Source organism: Pantoea sp. X-Soil-ISGK-275, assembly GCF_059730795.1.
On sequence record NZ_AP035977.1, the window covers coordinates 618,844 to 634,471 of the forward strand.

The 15,628-nt window shown below is 45.8% G+C and carries 23 protein-coding genes; 22 read left to right on the forward strand and 1 reads right to left on the reverse strand.

The window, feature by feature from the left end; translation table 11 throughout:
• Positions 1 to 828 precede the first annotated feature (828 nt).
• The gene (iraP, locus tag AC6I8A_RS22315; RefSeq protein ID WP_497819223.1) at positions 829 to 1,194 is read right to left on the reverse strand and encodes an anti-adapter protein IraP; all 366 of its coding nucleotides are present in this window, start codon (positions 1,192 to 1,194) and stop codon (positions 829 to 831) included.
• Positions 1,195 to 1,403: 209 nt separating this feature from the next.
• On the opposite strand from iraP, the gene AC6I8A_RS22320 reads away from it, so the two are divergent.
• From AC6I8A_RS22320 to AC6I8A_RS22425, 22 genes are all read left to right on the forward strand, one after another.
• Entirely contained in the window at positions 1,404 to 1,661 is a 258-nt protein-coding gene (locus AC6I8A_RS22320; protein WP_497819224.1) for a hypothetical protein, read from the forward strand.
• A 321-nt stretch (positions 1,662 to 1,982) separates the two neighbouring features.
• Complete coding sequence (locus AC6I8A_RS22325; protein WP_431356958.1) at positions 1,983 to 2,207, forward strand: ParE family toxin-like protein; 225 nt, start codon at positions 1,983 to 1,985, stop codon at positions 2,205 to 2,207.
• 66 nt (positions 2,208 to 2,273) lie between these two features.
• Entirely contained in the window at positions 2,274 to 2,870 is a 597-nt protein-coding gene (locus AC6I8A_RS22330; protein ID WP_497819225.1) for a pentapeptide repeat-containing protein, read from the forward strand.
• Between the two features lie 42 nt (positions 2,871 to 2,912).
• Positions 2,913 to 3,137: a hypothetical protein gene (locus tag AC6I8A_RS22335; RefSeq protein ID WP_323271640.1), complete on the forward strand. Its 225-nt coding sequence runs from the start codon at positions 2,913 to 2,915 to the stop codon at positions 3,135 to 3,137.
• 218 nt (positions 3,138 to 3,355) lie between these two features.
• Positions 3,356 to 3,778 (forward strand): pentapeptide repeat-containing protein, encoded by a 423-nt coding sequence (locus AC6I8A_RS22340; RefSeq protein WP_497819226.1) that lies wholly within the window; start codon positions 3,356 to 3,358, stop codon positions 3,776 to 3,778.
• An 87-nt stretch (positions 3,779 to 3,865) separates the two neighbouring features.
• On the forward strand, positions 3,866 to 4,051 hold the full coding sequence (locus AC6I8A_RS22345; protein WP_277976433.1) for a hypothetical protein: 186 nt from the start codon (positions 3,866 to 3,868) through the stop codon (positions 4,049 to 4,051).
• A complete protein-coding gene (gamL, locus tag AC6I8A_RS22350) occupies positions 4,048 to 4,341 on the forward strand; it encodes a host nuclease inhibitor GamL (protein ID WP_277976434.1) in 294 nt (97 codons plus the stop codon). The genes AC6I8A_RS22345 and gamL overlap by 4 nt, the downstream gene beginning before the upstream one ends.
• Positions 4,332 to 5,156, forward strand: a complete 825-nt coding sequence (locus tag AC6I8A_RS22355; protein WP_277976435.1) for a PD-(D/E)XK nuclease-like domain-containing protein — start codon at positions 4,332 to 4,334, stop codon at positions 5,154 to 5,156. Before gamL ends, AC6I8A_RS22355 begins: the two co-directional genes overlap by 10 nt.
• Positions 5,156 to 6,259, forward strand: coding sequence for a RecT family recombinase (locus tag AC6I8A_RS22360; protein ID WP_497819227.1), 1,104 nt, complete (start codon positions 5,156 to 5,158; stop codon positions 6,257 to 6,259). The genes AC6I8A_RS22355 and AC6I8A_RS22360 overlap by 1 nt, the downstream gene beginning before the upstream one ends.
• A 36-nt stretch (positions 6,260 to 6,295) precedes the next feature.
• Positions 6,296 to 6,499, forward strand: coding sequence for an ANR family transcriptional regulator (locus tag AC6I8A_RS22365; protein WP_323271645.1), 204 nt, complete (start codon positions 6,296 to 6,298; stop codon positions 6,497 to 6,499).
• A gap of 199 nt (positions 6,500 to 6,698) precedes the next feature.
• Positions 6,699 to 7,007: a hypothetical protein gene (locus AC6I8A_RS22370; RefSeq protein WP_497819228.1), complete on the forward strand. Its 309-nt coding sequence runs from the start codon at positions 6,699 to 6,701 to the stop codon at positions 7,005 to 7,007.
• Positions 7,008 to 7,070: 63 nt separating this feature from the next.
• Positions 7,071 to 7,865, forward strand: a complete 795-nt coding sequence (locus AC6I8A_RS22375) for a fimbria/pilus periplasmic chaperone (RefSeq protein ID WP_497819229.1) — start codon at positions 7,071 to 7,073, stop codon at positions 7,863 to 7,865.
• Positions 7,866 to 7,907: 42 nt separating this feature from the next.
• On the forward strand, positions 7,908 to 10,394 hold the full coding sequence (locus AC6I8A_RS22380) for a fimbria/pilus outer membrane usher protein (protein ID WP_497819230.1): 2,487 nt from the start codon (positions 7,908 to 7,910) through the stop codon (positions 10,392 to 10,394).
• A gap of 100 nt (positions 10,395 to 10,494) precedes the next feature.
• On the forward strand, positions 10,495 to 10,875 hold the full coding sequence (gene afaD / locus AC6I8A_RS22385) for an AfaD family invasin (RefSeq protein WP_497819231.1): 381 nt from the start codon (positions 10,495 to 10,497) through the stop codon (positions 10,873 to 10,875).
• An 83-nt stretch (positions 10,876 to 10,958) separates the two neighbouring features.
• Positions 10,959 to 11,453 (forward strand): hypothetical protein, encoded by a 495-nt coding sequence (locus tag AC6I8A_RS22390; RefSeq protein ID WP_497819232.1) that lies wholly within the window; start codon positions 10,959 to 10,961, stop codon positions 11,451 to 11,453.
• An 860-nt stretch (positions 11,454 to 12,313) separates the two neighbouring features.
• On the forward strand, positions 12,314 to 12,571 hold the full coding sequence (locus AC6I8A_RS22395) for a DNA polymerase III subunit theta (RefSeq protein WP_497819347.1): 258 nt from the start codon (positions 12,314 to 12,316) through the stop codon (positions 12,569 to 12,571).
• On the forward strand, positions 12,568 to 12,759 hold the full coding sequence (locus AC6I8A_RS22400; protein ID WP_497819233.1) for a hypothetical protein: 192 nt from the start codon (positions 12,568 to 12,570) through the stop codon (positions 12,757 to 12,759). Before AC6I8A_RS22395 ends, AC6I8A_RS22400 begins: the two co-directional genes overlap by 4 nt.
• Positions 12,760 to 12,865: 106 nt before the next feature.
• Positions 12,866 to 13,183: a hypothetical protein gene (locus AC6I8A_RS22405; protein ID WP_497819234.1), complete on the forward strand. Its 318-nt coding sequence runs from the start codon at positions 12,866 to 12,868 to the stop codon at positions 13,181 to 13,183.
• Between the two features lie 31 nt (positions 13,184 to 13,214).
• Positions 13,215 to 13,433, forward strand: a complete 219-nt coding sequence (locus tag AC6I8A_RS22410; protein WP_497819235.1) for a hypothetical protein — start codon at positions 13,215 to 13,217, stop codon at positions 13,431 to 13,433.
• A complete protein-coding gene (locus AC6I8A_RS22415; protein WP_497819236.1) occupies positions 13,423 to 13,701 on the forward strand; it encodes a hypothetical protein in 279 nt (92 codons plus the stop codon). Before AC6I8A_RS22410 ends, AC6I8A_RS22415 begins: the two co-directional genes overlap by 11 nt.
• 163 nt (positions 13,702 to 13,864) lie before the next feature.
• Positions 13,865 to 14,107 (forward strand): excisionase, encoded by a 243-nt coding sequence (locus tag AC6I8A_RS22420; protein WP_497819237.1) that lies wholly within the window; start codon positions 13,865 to 13,867, stop codon positions 14,105 to 14,107.
• Positions 14,091 to 15,212 carry a phage integrase Arm DNA-binding domain-containing protein gene (locus AC6I8A_RS22425; RefSeq protein WP_101761673.1) on the forward strand — a complete coding sequence of 374 codons (1,122 nt, stop codon included), beginning with the start codon at positions 14,091 to 14,093 and terminating at the stop codon, positions 15,210 to 15,212. Before AC6I8A_RS22420 ends, AC6I8A_RS22425 begins: the two co-directional genes overlap by 17 nt.
• Positions 15,213 to 15,628 lie beyond the last annotated feature (416 nt).

Genomic DNA, 15,628 nt, shown 5'->3' on the forward strand with positions numbered 1-15,628 from the left:
GGAAGCATGAAACGCACTACCGTTGTATGCCCGCTTTGCAACAGACGCTTCGACCCTCGAACTCCATTAACCCACATCAAGACTTATCACCGGAATGCCAGTGATTTTGATCTGGCCAGGATTCGTGATGTTCGACGCAGCTGTTTCGGGCAAAGCAAACCTCTCAAGCAAAAATCACCCTGCCTTTCAATTTACGTGATGAAAACTGGCAAGCCTTGATTATTGCTAATCAAAAAAATCATTACAGAGGTGAGATGAAATAAACGAATGGATGAATTTTTTCAGTAAAACGAATAACGATTAGATTATAAATTCTTCGTCAGGAAGTATTTCTGACTCCTCGTCTAGTCAATTCGCGGCTGCGACTTAGCCCAGTTTGCCGGGCGTGAGTTATCAGACCGCATACCTGCATTCCTTTGACCCTTTCCCGCCTTGTGCGGGATTTTTTTTAAAATCTCTGAGCAAATAAAGTGATAGTCGCATAATGCCCGGAAAAAATTAGACCGACATCACACATTAATTTTCGATAGCAGGCTTGAGCTAAGCGCTAAGAAAGATTTTTATAATTACAAAAGCCAACCAGACTCATCAAAACCAAAGCACACTGCTGGAATAAACATTATGGTTCAGGTGGTTATGCATGTAACTCGCTTACTGAAAAATAACCTTATCGTAACGACAAATGTTCCTTAGTATCGGATTTAATCTTAGGCATTATGCTTAAGCAAGGAACATTGCTGGTTCCGTTTAAAGGTGCAGTTTATACCACCCGGCTTAATGCCGGGTTTTTTATTAGCGAATGGCTTTCGATACATCACTCAAAAATTGTCAGCTCTTGTCCTGAATTGAATTGTCATTTCCAGAGGACATTCCTGAAATCTCTGCCAGACCTTCATGGTTGATTTCAGTATCAGCCCCGTCTACGGCCCGGGAAATAGTGAGCAAATCCTGCAATTCACTCAGCAAAATTGCAGCATCTGACTTGAGCATATCATCGGACTCTGCCGACTCAATAACTGTATTAATCGCTTTATTCGCGCTCTCAATCATCTCAGTGACACCACCCTGCTTGCTGACGGCCAAAATCAACGCGCTGATCAGAAGTGACTGTGCTTCGACGCGGGCAGTCAGCTGCTTCGTCGCCGCGTCAATTTTCGAAATTTTAGCAAGCATGCTCAGTACGACATTTTTCATAGTGACCTCTCTCTGTAGAGGTCGAACATATTACCCGGACTGTGCATTTTCTCAATATGAAATAATCCTAAATGCCATCATGAGAAGACAGGTGTGACTTATATACCCTCTACGTTGAATCCTTAAGCGGGGGCTCAATAAATCAGCGCCTTACACTCGCCAGGTTATTCAATTAATCAACGCTATGTAGCACTTAATCAGGAGTATCTATGAAACATCGTGAAGCAGCAGTCAGCATTAAACAAACCGTTTTAATGGTTGTGCGTGAGATGAGTAGCTCAGCGGGTTATATTTACGAGTATGAAGCAGAAGGTAAAGTGACCAACGAGGAATCAGAAGAGTATATGGAGAAAGTACAGATTTCAATTGATAATATAATCAGTGAAATTCTGGAGCCCGTCTATAAATTACACCCGGACTTACGCCCTAAGTGTTGTGCGTGTGAAAAGTCGCATAATCCTGAATAAGAGCATTGCGTTTATTCAGGTTAATGAGCTTTGCTACTCGTTATAAATAACGTGCGATGTATTTCGCCTGGCATCTCATGTTATGAAAGTATCACAAACACCATTCAGTATTATCATGCTGGTTAAAAATGGATTATGCACTGCTGTCCCGTCCTAAACGGGACTATTTTTACCTGAAACTAGGAGATCACATGATTTACAGATTCAGATGGGGTTGGCACATATTCACAGCCTGTTCTTTAAACCGTTCGCGGAGATTTGTCCATTTCTGTGATGGCTTAGACTGGGTATTTACCCAAAAGCTTGCGGCGTCATGCGCAGATGAATGGGTGGCCAGCCGTGAATAAACATAAGGTACCAGAACGCGTTAACATCCGGGCACGCTGTCTTCTCAGGCAATGGCGTCAGGGACAAATAAAGCCACGACGCACAATACGACATGGCTATCTTTCCATCTGCGTGACACCTTCCTGGCGTCTTCTCTCCAAAAACGGAGGGAGAAAATGGCTTTTACTCAGTCACGCCGATTATGACAAAGAACTCTGAACGGGAATAACAAATATGCATGACCTGTCAATGTTAAATTGTTCCTTAAAGTCTTATGGAAATGAAATGACTGAAGACGAATTATCGGAACTACTGAAGGAACATTACGCCTGGCTTCGGTCAGCAGGTGAAGAGGGGAAAAGATTAGTACTTAATTACCGGGATTTGTCTAAACACAATTTTTATAACATCAACCTTGAGAAATGCATCTTAACTAATTGTAACCTCAGCGCCTGTAACTTCAGTCGTGCAAAACTACGCCATGCTGCATTAGATGGATGTAATCTGGAGAGAGCTGATTTTACTCACGTAAAGTTTGATTATGCGTCACTGCGTCATTCCAATTTATTTTATACGAATTTCTATGACGCTAATCTTCGCCTCGCTGATGTAACGGGAACAAAGCTGAAAGGAGCCCATTTATTTGGAACCCGCTTACCTGCCAATACATGGCTTATTCTGGGTGAGGAATACAGTATTCAAATAACGCATGGCGTCACATTAAGCGCCGGCTGTCAGACTCACAAATTCGAAGACTGGCGACGCTTCAGACAGGAAGATATTGAGGCGATGGATGGCGAACGCGCAATTCAATTTTATCCAAGGCTCCTGGATATTCTTGACTTTTATACCGGTAAAGGTGAGAGGCCAGACTGGCTTTAATTATACCTGCTTCTTTCTGAATATTTACACGGAGTTGATCCTGTGAAAATCACATACATCACAAATGGCGAACAATCCATGCTCATCATTAAGTCCTGCATCTTCTGCTTGCTTAAACACGCGCGGGTAGCAAATGCAGCCCTGAGCGCGGCTCCAGAAGCAAACGTATCGACGTCTGGTGTGTTTTGTCTGAAAACAATCATTTCGGGCAAAACGCCCTCCATTTATGAAGCCCGCGCGGCAGCAAGGCGGGAGGAGTGTAAATGAATGTTTTGCATCTATGTCTTACTTACCCTGAACCACCCGACGAACCAGCTGAGTTTTCATTACATGGACATACTCCGTTCAGGCGCGCTGGTCAGTTCCGCTACACACACAACTGAACGCAACGCCGTTAAAAAAATTCTCATTCGCTCGTTCTCCTCCAACTCAGGAGAAACAGGTCAGGCCATCACCTTTTACCCGTTAATCAATGGAGTAACACCATGAACCTTTCACAACTTGAAATCATACTGCGTGCTCACAAAATCTGGGTCCGCTCAGAGGGTCAGAAAGGAAAGCGTGCCGATATGAGTTTTATGGACCTGAGAGGTGCACCTCTCGATAACGCTGATCTGACCCAGGCCCTTATGATTGGTGCAAATTTACAGGGAGCGAGTCTGAATAACACCCTGCTTTGCCGGGCTTTTATGCCGTTCGCTGATCTGTCAGGCACCACTTTATTAAACACAGACTTCAGCCATGCAAAGTTGATGGCTGCCAATCTACGGGATGCGGACATGCGTACAGCCAGGCTGGAAGGTGCTGATTTGCAGGGTGCATTGATCGGGGGAGCCCGGTTACCGGCCAATAGCACGAAAACCAGTAAGAAAATGGTCGTGATCGAACTACTTGTTATCAGGCGCTGAGTGAAATCCAGAACTGACCTCTTTTAGCCTCACTCAGCCTTTTCCACAGCAATACCTTTTAACAGACCTATTCACAGGAACTTCACCATGATGAACAAAAACATCAGGGGCGATGCCGCCTGCGCACGTCCTTTTCACTCCATCCATTCTGTCGAGTTCAGCCGAAAGAACATTCTGAGCAGTGCCAGCTTTAGCCGTCGACCTCCTAAACCGCTACTGCAGGTTCTGACTGACAGACTGACCGAAATCATTCTTCAGGAGGGCAAGCCATGATGCCATTCATTGAGCTCGAGCGCAGAAAAGAACAACTCGATGCGGAAGAACAGGATGCCATTCGAAAAGAGCAGTGGATCGACGACGAAGCCGCACGCCTTCTTACCTTCTTTCCTGACACGCTTGATGAATTCAGGGCTTCCCTGCTTCATCCACTCGCCAGCAAATGCTGTTTCGGCGGTAAAGCGAATGAAGAGTATTGGGACTTCATTCTTAACCTTGCTTACCTCCAGGCAAATGAAAACTATGACCTGCAGGTATTACTGAAATGGGAGGAGCCATGCCAGTAAAACCCGGCGTGTATCACAACATCAGTAATGAGGACTACCACGCAGGCCCGGGGGTCAGTAAGTCGCAGCTTGATGATGTGGCGCTGAACCCTGCCATCTACAAATGGCGTAAGGATGCGCCTGTCGATCCTGAAAAAACAGCCGCACTGGATATGGGTAGCGCCCTGCATTGCATGCTGCTGGAACCCGGTGAATTTGATAAGCGCTATATCGTGGCCCCCGCTTTCAACCGCCGCACAAATCAGGGCAAGGCGGAAGAGCAGACATTCCTGGACGATGCCAGCAGGATGAACATGACCGTGCTGGATGCTGAGCAGGGACGAAAGCTTTTGCTGATGCGAGACAGTGCAATGGCTCACCCCGCAGCCAGTTACTTTTTGAAAGACGAAGGGTATTGCGAATCTTCAATCTACTGGCGAGACAGTGAAACCGATGAGCTATGCCGAATCCGCCCGGATAAATTTCTGGCCGACCGCCCTGTCATCATTGATGTAAAGAAAGTCGCCGACATGTCCCGTTTTTCACGGCATATAGAAGAGTTCCGATACCACGTACAGGCCGCGATGTACTGCGAGGGTTTCTATAATTGCTTCCGGGAAAATCCACAGTTTGTCTTTATTGCCGTGAGCGAAACCATCGATTGTGGCCGCTACCCCGTTCGGGTATTCGAACTGCATGAAGATGACTTTCAGACAGGTTTGAAACTCTTTCGCCAGAATCTCGACACCTTCCACCACTGCCGCCTCAATGATTACTGGGGCGGCATTGAGACAATCCAGCGCCCGTTGTGGGCACGCAGACAGGAGAATCAGTGATGCAGAATAAACCAGTGGACCCCACGTCAGATAACACCAGCACGGCCGCCACCATTTTCAGCCCGGATGCATTGGATAAGCTTGTGCGTTTCGCCGAGATTATGGCCGGCAGCCGGGTGACTGTACCTGCGCACCTCGCCGGGAAAGCCTCAGACTGCCTCGCCGTCACAATGCAGGCGGTGCAGTGGCGCATGAACCCGTTTGCTGTGGCCCAGAAAACCTTCATGGTTAACGGCGTGCTGGGTTATGAAGCTCAGCTGGTTAACGCCGTCATCTCGACAATGGCCCCTACACGCGATCGGATTCAGTATGCCTGGTTTGGTCCGTGGGAAAAGGTCATCGGCAAATTCACTGAAAAAACGTCATCAAAGGGAAATAAGTACACGGCTCCCGGATGGACACTGGACGATGAATCCGGTTGTGGCGTTCGTGTCTGGGCAACGATGAAGAATGAGGAACAGCCACGCGAGCTGGAAATCCTTTTAACGCAGGCGCAGGTGCGCAACTCCACACTGTGGGCAAGTGACCCCAAACAACAACTGGCTTATCTCGCCGTCAAACGGTGGGCGCGACTGCATTGCCCCGATGTCATCCTGGGCGTTTATACACCCGATGAAATTGACACTGCTCCAACCGTTGAGCGAGATATTACTCCCGCTAAATCCACTTTGACCGACTTGAACGCACTGATCAATCAGTCCAGGCAGCAAGCCGAGGCGTTAATTGAACACAGTGATGCTGAAGATGAAGCATCAGATGTTGACCAAAGCGCATCGTATACGCCAGCAACAGCGCCACCGCCTATCCCAGATACGCAGCATTCCGTAGTGACAGCGCCTGAGCAAAAATCAGCACAGCGTTCCGCCGGGAAAGCGAAAGTTTTCGTCAACGATCAGGATGTTCAGCAACGGACGCCCGATAAGCTGCTGGCGGATTTCTGTGAGGCTGCGATGAACGCCAAAACCGTCAGCGCGTTGGCCAAATGTTACGCCTATGCCTCCAGAGTGCTGGCTTCTACACCAGCACTACTTGAGAAAGCGACCGATGTCTTTCTGGTGAGGAAAGCTGAAATGGATGAAGCCGGAACAAGTGAGAAATCATGATTTTTTAAAAGTGTGGCCAGGAGACAAGGTAAGCCCATGAAAGGTAATTTACGTAACCTCCGTTATTATAACACTGCTGAAGCAGCAGCGATTGCGGAAAACTTTGGACACTATGAAAAAGCAGGGAAGCTCTGGTTAAAGGCAATGAAACTGGCCATGAGACAGGTTAACGCTGAATGGTCAGAACATCGAAGCCAGTATTGCCAGAGTGTTTTACGTAATGGATGGTCTCAAAAATAATCTTATATTTGTCTTAGCTAATACCAGGGAAAATTCAACTTCTGAATTTGTTCACTTTTCTGACTTCATCTAATTATGTCTGAGTGATACATTCCTCTCACTCAACAAAATGAGTTAAATCGAAAAATATTGATTAATGGTGCGCTGTTAAATAAAAAATAACGCATAGACACCGCCATTATCAAACCAAGAGGCATTCATGAAAAATTTACTACTTAACTACATAGATTGTCATTTGAATACTGCCAATTCAGAACACATGGAACGACTGGTATATTTCATTGCTAAACTTTCACTGATTTCCCCACCCGTTGCATGGATCGTAAAGTTACCGGGCGAAGTGCAGGACAAGCTGTTCCTGAGCCATGCAGATGCGTTCAGCTACATGGAATTAATGGAGCAGCCAGTTAATTATATTATGCCCCTGTATGAAGCGGTGAACGTGGAAGTGGTGACATCAGGCAATAATTGTGCGATTGCAGCAAACATTCCCAATAAAGAGAAGTAATTACACGCGCATTAAACTAGTGAGCCTGAGCGTTGAAATTATATATCATCGAACAATGAACGATTGAAAATTAAAAGCTGGACTACGGAAAAATTAAAAATGACAGCAAATGTTAACATCATGATTCTCATTGCAGCCATGGTTGGTACCGTGACGCTTGCTAAGGGTGAAGGCGTACCAATTAAAAATGAACTCCAGGCATTTTCCATTAAAACTGGCGCGACACGTCTTATTTATCCTGCAGGTTCAAATGGGGCCTCCCTGACGGTGATGAATCCCCAGTCGTATCCCATGCTGGTTCAGTCAGAAGTGATTGGGAATGACCGTAAGTCAAAAGCCCCCTTTATTGTTACACCGCCACTTTTCCGACTGGATGGGCATCAACAAAGTCGTATAAAAGTTATCGCGACAAGCAATCACGCCGATGACCTGAAGGAATCACTTTTCTGGCTGTGCCTTAAGGGGATCCCACCTGAGCCGGACTCCGACTGGACGGATGAAGCATATAAGAGGAGAGTCGCCGGAAACAGTGCCACCCTTCTCACTCAGTTACGCATCAAAAGTTGTCTGAAACTGATCGTTCGCCCTTCCTCTCTGAGGGGAACACCAGACGATTTCGCGTCATGTCTGACCTGGGTCAAAACCGGTAAGACCCTTACCATAAAAAACCCCACGCCGTTCTTCATTAATCTCAGCAACGTTATGCTTGGCAAAGTGAGTGTGAACAACCTTGAGTATGTGCCGCCCATGGGGAAACGAGAACTGAGCATCCCCGCAGGCGCACGCGGCCCGGTTCACTGGCGAATGATTACGGATTATGGCGGGGAGAGTCAGGAATTTACGTCCGTACTGAAATAGCCCCGTTAATTCGCTACATTCATGCCCTTCAGGATCTGAATCATGTTCGCATCAAGACCCATCTTTGCGGCAGGCATTGTGCTGGCCGTAATTCAGTCGCAAGTGAAGGCTTATACTTTCAACCCTTCGCTGATAGCGGGGAGCGGTACTGAAGCTGACCTTTCCCTGTTCAATCAGGGCAGTCAGTTGCCCGGCGCTTACCCGGTAGACATATTCATTAATGACACACATGTTGATTCCAGGTCTGTCGTGTTCACATTGATGCCGAACAAATATAGTCACCAGAAACTTGTTCCCTGTATTACACGTGAAGTACTTTCCGATTATGGTATCCGCATGGAGCGAATTAAGGTTTCAGACGAGGAGGTGCGCACTGGGCAGTTTGACCTGTCCCAGATACCTGGCACTCGGGCCGATTTCCGTTTTAACGAGCAGACACTGGTTCTGAGTATCCCTCAGGTATATCTCAAACCCAGACTGAGAGGCATCGCGCCAAAAACGTTATGGGATGACGGCATTCCCGCTCTAATCTTGAATTACCATGCGGGTACCAGTCAAAGTGTAATGCGCGGAGCATCATATCGCACTGATCAATATTCGTGGCTGCAAATAAGTCCTGGGGCAAATCTTGGCCCATGGCGGCTACGGAATGTCACCAGCTGGCATCAGTCAAAGGGACGACCAGGCCGCTGGCAAGTCATCAATACCTATCTGGAACGCAGTATTAACGACATAAACAGTCGTTTGACCCTGGGAGAGCGCTACACCCCTTCGGAAATATTCGATAGCGTCCCATTCCGTGGCGTGATGCTTGCTTCGGACGACAGGATGGTTCCTTCGAGTCAATACATGTTTGCCCCAGTGATACACGGTGTGGCCAGGACGCAGGCGCGCGTAGAGGTCAGGCAAAACGGCTATACCATCTATAACCAGATCATCGCACCAGGCCCTTTCGCGCTAACGGATTTTAATCCCACCGGTTCGGGAGGCGACTTTCAGGTCACCGTATGGGAAGCCGATGGTGTCCCTCAGGTCTTTACTGTGCCTTTTCAAACTCCGGCAGTGGCAATAAAGGAAGGTTATCTGCGATACAGCGTGATGGCAGGACAGTATCGATCATCTGATAAAAGGGTTATTCAGGCACCCGTCGTGGAATCCACCGCGATGTATGGTCTTCCGCGTGGATTCACGCTATATGGCGGTATCCTGGCAGCCCGGCACTATCAGTCTTCGTCATTGGGGGTGGGCGTAAGCATGGGGGACTGGGGGGCTATATCAACAGACATGGTATATAGCCGGGGACAACCTTCCAGTGAGGGCACTCATCGTGGCCAGTCCTGGCGCATGCGGTACAGTAAGCAGATTGTCGTGACAAACACCTCGCTTACGTTAGTCAATTTTCAGTTCAGTCAGGCTAATTATCTTACGTTAGGAGAAACGCTGGACAGCTGGCGAAAGGATAAGGTCGTAATACGCCGGCAACAAAGAAATAAAAAGAAAAGCCGTACGGGAATATCTGTCAGCCAGGGCTTAGGGAAATGGGGTTATCTTAACGCCGGCGCTTACCGTGATACTTACTGGAACAGCGGTAACCACGAGTTAAGTTTCAACGCGGGGTATGCTATTCCATTAAACGGGATGACCCTTTCGTTTAACTGGTCAACATATCAGAGCGCTCATCGCCATCGCAGAAACAATATCACCACTTTCTGGCTGAGCGTACCGCTGAAAAAATGGATGGGAGTTAACACTCGAGCTTCATACCGGTTAACACAATCATCGCCCGGTCATGCCAGTCATTCGGTGGGCTTAAGTGGTGAGGCATTTGATCAGCGAATTAGCTGGAGCGTAGACCAGCGTTACACCCCCGACAACGCAGAAAGCCGCAACAATGGCGATATCAATATCGGATGGAGTGGATCTTATGGACATATCTCTTCAGGTTACAGCTATGACCATAATTTCCGGCAGCGCTACATTGCCATAGACGGCGGTTTGATCGCTCATCCCCATGGTCTTACGTTCACGCAGTCGCTTGGTGAAACCAACGCACTGATTGAGGCCAGAGGGGCTAAAGGAGTCAAAGTATTAGGCTCTCCTGGTATTGCTTCCGATTATCGGGGATATACAGCCCAACCTTTTTTGAACCCTTATCACGAGAATTCTATTTCTCTGGATCCGACAACGCTTCCACCTGACGTTGAGATAAACATAACCGATAAGACAGTTGTGCCAACAGAAGGTGCCGTCATTCCTGTAACTTTTAAAACTAATATAGGTGCAAAGGCAATAGTCACGCTATTGCAACATGATGGTTCAAAAGTACCCTTTGGTTCAGTAGTGAATGCTTTGTCAGCGGACGGTACAGTGGGAATAGTCGACAACAATGGAAAAGTCTTTTTATCCGGATTAGCACGTAACGGTAGATTAACTGTAAAATTAAAAGGTAAAACGCTCATATTTAATTATCACTTAGAAAAAAGCGAATCTGCTGCTGGTCTGTATTTTATCACAGTCAAAAGTCATTAACAGGAAAGACACTATGTCATCCCGTAGGAATTTATTTTTATTTATCTCTTCACTCATATTTTGCTTACTATCATCTCACTTACGAGCAGAAAAATTAAACATGACAATTATCGCTCAATCTGATCTACATGCAGGAAAGATACCAGATAGTACGCTATTGGCCCGAATACGTATTTCTGGCATAAACTCAGGTTGTGTCCTAAACGTGTGGGATGAAACAACAAGTAATGAAACTACTCCCGGACAATACACACTTTCGAATGCAGAAAACGGGAAAATAAATCTTAGCGTAAAACTACATGGTGAAAACTGGCAACCGAACACTGTTAGTGGAAAAGGGATTTTCATAAGAAATTCGACAAGATTTTCTGAAATTAAATTACTTAGTCGTGGCGAACAATTTATAGCTTCCAGTTCCTTGACTGTGCAGCTGAGTGCGAAGTGCATTATGGACCATCTTGACCATAAGGAGGAATATTAAAGAAAAACACAAAACCCGACCAACAATAATTTATGAATAATACCAAATTATATCTCTCACAAAAAAAAAGAGTAAGGACTTACATGAAAAGTATACGCATACTCCTTCTGGTTATTGCCGCTGTTGCATGTGGCTCTACAATGGCAGACACTCCTAAGATGACAGGAGAAACTGTTAACCGATCTGTAGATTTGGTGTTTAAAAACCCAGTGAAAGTTGATTTTCAACTGGTGGCTGAGAAATATTTGAATGCAGGAAAAGTTCCTGGTAATACAAAACTTGCCACATTCAACATTAGTGCAACGCCGCCAAACCGTTTGGGAATACGCTGGACACCTAATAGGGCTCAAAAACAAAATACTGGTCAGTACCTATTAACAGGTACGAATGACCCGAAACATCATATTTATGTTTACTTGCCCCCATTTATGGGTATGACACCTCTTGCCGACGGTGACTGGTTTTTGACTAAAGATAAAACTAACACATTAAGTGGAGTTATAAAAACTCATGGTGATCAAAATATCGAGTCTGATATTTATACACTTAGCATGGATGCTTCGGCATTTGTTTCTTAATTCTTCTTCAGCCCTCAAAAATTAACACAAGTAAAAAAGGCTAAATCATCTATGCACACACTCCCTGATTGAAAATAACGGGGTAGTGTGTGCACTTTCAGGAAGGATCTATGAAAATCCGAGCTAAGAAAGGTTAGTTAATAACTGACAACATGCCCTAAGTACATGGGTGAATTTAACTAGAGTAAAGAAAGATTACACTAAAAGCTGTAGCCGGCCAGTAACTATTAGCCAAATTCCATTGGTCATGGAGTGAGCAGAAGACAAGAAAGTGCTGCCTTCCAAACATCAAATATTAACGCGTAAGTTGCTTAGCACATCAAACACGAGATAGGACGGGTCGATTATAATGTAATCAGCAGCAGTCCCTTTCGCTGATTCTTAAATTCCCATCCAAATACTTTTGGTCACCCAGTTTCAATTTCATCTTAAGGATAGCCTCCTTAAAATAGATCTTGCACACGTGAGTTTTAATTTGATGCAAGGCAAAGTATCTTAAGGGTAAGCTGGTATTATGGCAATCCCAGCGGAATCGGTGGCATACATTCTGTTCTCCGCTCTGGGCTCTAAGGATTAAAAAATATTTACCTATTCTACTTAAGCGCGTGAATCCTCCACACATATGCACCTCCTGTTTTAAAGAATAGGCGTTATAATCGTTGCTGGAGAAAACATGAAAATAGAATTAGATGAAAACGGGTTTACACCTGACGGTAAGTGGCAACTGGTTCCGGTAGAACCATCACCAGAGCTACGCCTCGAAGGTAACGTTATTAGGCGAAGACGAAAATAACTACAGTATCGGGGTTCTATCACGCTATGGTGAATCCCTCCTCTAAACCTGAAGGACAAAATCACTGCTGGAGGATGGCGTTAATTCTCACAACTTAGCAGCCCGCAGCAGAGAAGAACGCGATTGTGTGAACGTTGATTTAGCCGCGTCTGGTGTTGCATATAAAGAGCGCATGAACATGTCCTTCGTTCCACATGAAGCAGAAATGCAGCAACCTGCAGATTTGCGTGAGTACTTCAAAGAGCGCCTGCAGCATTACAGGAATGTCGCGCTACAGTTTCCGCGTGGCAGTGACCCGGTTTATCAGAAGGATGCGAATAAATGACGATCGTCTTTGTGCCTTCGCTTATTGCCTTGCTGCTATCTAAAGCGGATGAGAAAGGCTCGCCTCTAACTGAATTGGAGGTATTAGATATCAGGGATAACGCCACTGCCATTTACGTGGACGCTGAAGCGGCTTTGAGTACGTCAGAGAGTCGTGGCTACAGGGATATCGACCCAGAAAACTGCTGAGCAGAATGGTTAGCTTTCATGAGTGAAGGCTAAAGTTTTACCGACAGGGGTCGATGAAATTTCCACGGGGATCGGACCCGGTAAATATGAAGGATGAAAATAAGCTGTGAAATGGATTTTATTTACGGGAGCATTTCTTTCGATGTCTGCGGCAGCGGACGAAAAAGCATTCGGAACGCCAGAAACGCGTTGTTTGAATGACCATACAATTCCCTTCATTAATTCAACCATACCCGCTAAGAAAGTTGTGGATGATGCCTACGTACAGTGCAAACCTGAACTTGATGAATGGATGAAATTGCAAGAGCCGCTACCTGATGACATGAAAAACAACATGCGCAAAGAGTTGTATGACTTTTACATCAGGATGATTGAAATACGAAGAAAGTATGAAGCCAGTAAAACCGCAAAAACCGCCCAATGAGGCGGTTTTTTATTGCCTCCAGGAAATCGAAATGACACATCCATATCCGATAGATGCAGCATCAGAACTTGAGCTTCAGATGATTGAATTAGCGCTGGCTTACCGGCCGCGTGTGACGGCAACGTTCACCGGTAAATGCCTCTGGTGTGATGAGCCAGTCGACAAGGGCCATTATTGTGCCCCCGAATGCCGCAGCGATCATGAGAAGGAACTTCGCGCAATTAAGCACAGGAGATCAAATGAAAATTAGTTCCCTGAAACCTGGTGATACGGCCTGGCAGCTGTATCGGCATAAGATGGGTAATACAACCATCAGCACACTCTCTGTTTGGCGGGTCAGCGTGAAAGAGGTACATGAGGATCACGTTATCGCCTCGGTTAATGGGAATCCACCCCGTACATATCGGGAGCGTGATGTAGCAAAATGGAAGAAAAAGAAGCCGGTGCTGATTTGCTGTCGTATGGGTTACTCCCGCCTCGCCACTAAAGCCGAGAAAGAAGCACTGAAATCCGGGTAGTCAATCAACATCTATCATTATTATCGCGCTTTGCGTGCGAATTTTCATTCATGAGCTCTTAAAACCAGACATCATTTTTCAGAATATTTTTCCTGATAGATACTTTAAAGAAATGACTCTTCCACTTCGTGGCAACCGATTAAATTTTTAACCGGAGAATATAATGTCTCGCATGATTAAGTTATCTACCTGGGCGGAAGAGGAATTCGGCAATCCGATTCCGGGCTCCGCTACACTCAGCAAATATGCCAGGAATGGAATGATATTTCCGGCTCCGGTAAAAGTTGGGAATATCTGGCGCGTTGAACGCTCTGCGCGATTCATCGGTGCACAGTCCAGTCCTGAAATCAGGCAAAGTGATAACGTGAGATTGAAAAGGATATTAGAGGATGGCCAGACCACGTAAATATAATGTCATCATCCCTAATCTTTCCTGTTTTACTGATGCCAGAACAAAACGCGTTTACTGGCGATATAAGCATCCTGTCACCGGTAAATTTCATGGTTTAGGCACCGATGAAGCGGAAGCAAAAGCCGTCGCAATTGAAGCTAACTCCAGATTATCTGAGAATCAGATGCGTCATCTCATCAAAGCGAGGAATAAACTGGCGGAAAGCCTGAACACGTCAATAACGACTTCAGGCTGGTCAGAAAAATATCTTCAGTTGCAGACACGACGCGTTAAGTCAGGCGAGTTAAAAACGAAGACGATTCAGCAGAAGAAACTGGTGCTCGACATTCTGGTGCCAGAAATCGGTATGAAGCCTCTTGATCAAGTCACCGTGAAAGACATCAACGCCTTGATGGAGCCTTACCTTGAAAGAAATAAAAACAGTATGGCGCTTCTTGTAAGGACGATTTGTATTGATTTCTTTAAGGAGGCGCAACGCGCGGGTGAAGTCAGCCCGGGCTTTAACCCAGCGTTATCGACCCGTACACCCAGGGCAAAAGTCATGAGAGCCAGACTTGATTTGCCTACGTGGAAAAAGATTTATGCCCATGCCGAAAAACCCCGGTATATGCAACGCGCCATGTTGCTTGCTGTAGTTTCAGGGCAGCGCATCAGTGATATTTCGAAAATGCGATTTTCCGATGTGTGGGATGATCATCTGCACATCGTTCAGCAGAAAACAGGCGCACGCATAGCACTGCCCCTTTCACTACACTGCAATGCGCTGGGTATCAGCTTGCGCGAAATCATCGGGCAATGTCGTGACAGAATTCTGAGCCCCTACCTGCTTCATCATCGCGACGACAAAGGTCCCTCTAAAAGAGGGGAACAGGTTAAACCGCACTCTTTGCGAGATAATTTTCGTCTGGCAAGAGAAGCATCAGGATTGTTATGGGAGGAAGGACAGGCTCCCTCTTTCCATGAGCAGCGCTCTCTGTCTGAGCGGCTTTACAGAGCTCAGGGCATCGATACACAAACACTTCTGGGGCACTCAAATCAGGCAATGACAGACAAATATAACGATGAGCGAAGCAGTGAATGGAAGAAGCTGATCTTTTGATTCAAAGTAGTTGCGGATATCTTTTAAATGATGTCCGCATTAAGCTGTGATATCAAATACCTTTACTGCGAGAGCAAAAGGGACCGTAACGGAAAAAAATGTTGTCTGCAGTAATCCTAAAGTACTGACTCATTTTAAAACTGATTTCATTTTTTTCGATAAGCCATTCTTTGCCCTATAGCCCCTCATCATTTATGGGCATTTCGCCATTTTATAATGATAATTAAGTGGCATGGAATAACAAACATAATCCTGTGATGCCTTTCGCTATAGCAGCTGACTATACATTATATGTTTTATCCATAAGCCGAGAAACATCCTGCTAACGAGTGATCTTCCCATGGTAAACAGTGCTTATTGCATGCTATACGTAAATCAGAGTTCAATGGCTCACTACCCATTTATCAGGATTAATG

Excerpts from the sequence above, each read along its gene's own strand:
- AC6I8A_RS22320 (WP_497819224.1), top strand. The coding sequence starts at position 1,404 with ATGAAACATCGTGAAGCAGCAGTCAGCATTAAACAAACCGTTTTAATG.
- AC6I8A_RS22400 (WP_497819233.1), top strand. The coding sequence starts at position 12,568 with ATGACGATCGTCTTTGTGCCTTCGCTTATTGCCTTGCTGCTATCTAAA.
- AC6I8A_RS22425 (WP_101761673.1), top strand. The coding sequence starts at position 14,091 with ATGGCCAGACCACGTAAATATAATGTCATCATCCCTAATCTTTCCTGT.
- AC6I8A_RS22410 (WP_497819235.1), top strand. The coding sequence starts at position 13,215 with ATGACACATCCATATCCGATAGATGCAGCATCAGAACTTGAGCTTCAG.
- AC6I8A_RS22390 (WP_497819232.1), top strand. The coding sequence starts at position 10,959 with ATGAAAAGTATACGCATACTCCTTCTGGTTATTGCCGCTGTTGCATGT.
- AC6I8A_RS22330 (WP_497819225.1), top strand. The coding sequence starts at position 2,274 with ATGACTGAAGACGAATTATCGGAACTACTGAAGGAACATTACGCCTGG.
- AC6I8A_RS22380 (WP_497819230.1), top strand. The coding sequence starts at position 7,908 with ATGTTCGCATCAAGACCCATCTTTGCGGCAGGCATTGTGCTGGCCGTA.
- AC6I8A_RS22415 (WP_497819236.1), top strand. The coding sequence starts at position 13,423 with ATGAAAATTAGTTCCCTGAAACCTGGTGATACGGCCTGGCAGCTGTAT.
- AC6I8A_RS22360 (WP_497819227.1), top strand. The coding sequence starts at position 5,156 with ATGCAGAATAAACCAGTGGACCCCACGTCAGATAACACCAGCACGGCC.
- AC6I8A_RS22355 (WP_277976435.1), top strand. The coding sequence starts at position 4,332 with ATGCCAGTAAAACCCGGCGTGTATCACAACATCAGTAATGAGGACTAC.
- AC6I8A_RS22420 (WP_497819237.1), top strand. The coding sequence starts at position 13,865 with ATGTCTCGCATGATTAAGTTATCTACCTGGGCGGAAGAGGAATTCGGC.
- AC6I8A_RS22345 (WP_277976433.1), top strand. The coding sequence starts at position 3,866 with ATGATGAACAAAAACATCAGGGGCGATGCCGCCTGCGCACGTCCTTTT.
- afaD (WP_497819231.1), top strand. The coding sequence starts at position 10,495 with ATGACAATTATCGCTCAATCTGATCTACATGCAGGAAAGATACCAGAT.
- AC6I8A_RS22340 (WP_497819226.1), top strand. The coding sequence starts at position 3,356 with ATGAACCTTTCACAACTTGAAATCATACTGCGTGCTCACAAAATCTGG.
- gamL (WP_277976434.1), top strand. The coding sequence starts at position 4,048 with ATGATGCCATTCATTGAGCTCGAGCGCAGAAAAGAACAACTCGATGCG.
- AC6I8A_RS22365 (WP_323271645.1), top strand. The coding sequence starts at position 6,296 with ATGAAAGGTAATTTACGTAACCTCCGTTATTATAACACTGCTGAAGCA.
- iraP (WP_497819223.1), bottom strand. The coding sequence starts at position 1,194 with ATGAAAAATGTCGTACTGAGCATGCTTGCTAAAATTTCGAAAATTGAC.
- AC6I8A_RS22325 (WP_431356958.1), top strand. The coding sequence starts at position 1,983 with ATGAATGGGTGGCCAGCCGTGAATAAACATAAGGTACCAGAACGCGTT.
- AC6I8A_RS22370 (WP_497819228.1), top strand. The coding sequence starts at position 6,699 with ATGAAAAATTTACTACTTAACTACATAGATTGTCATTTGAATACTGCC.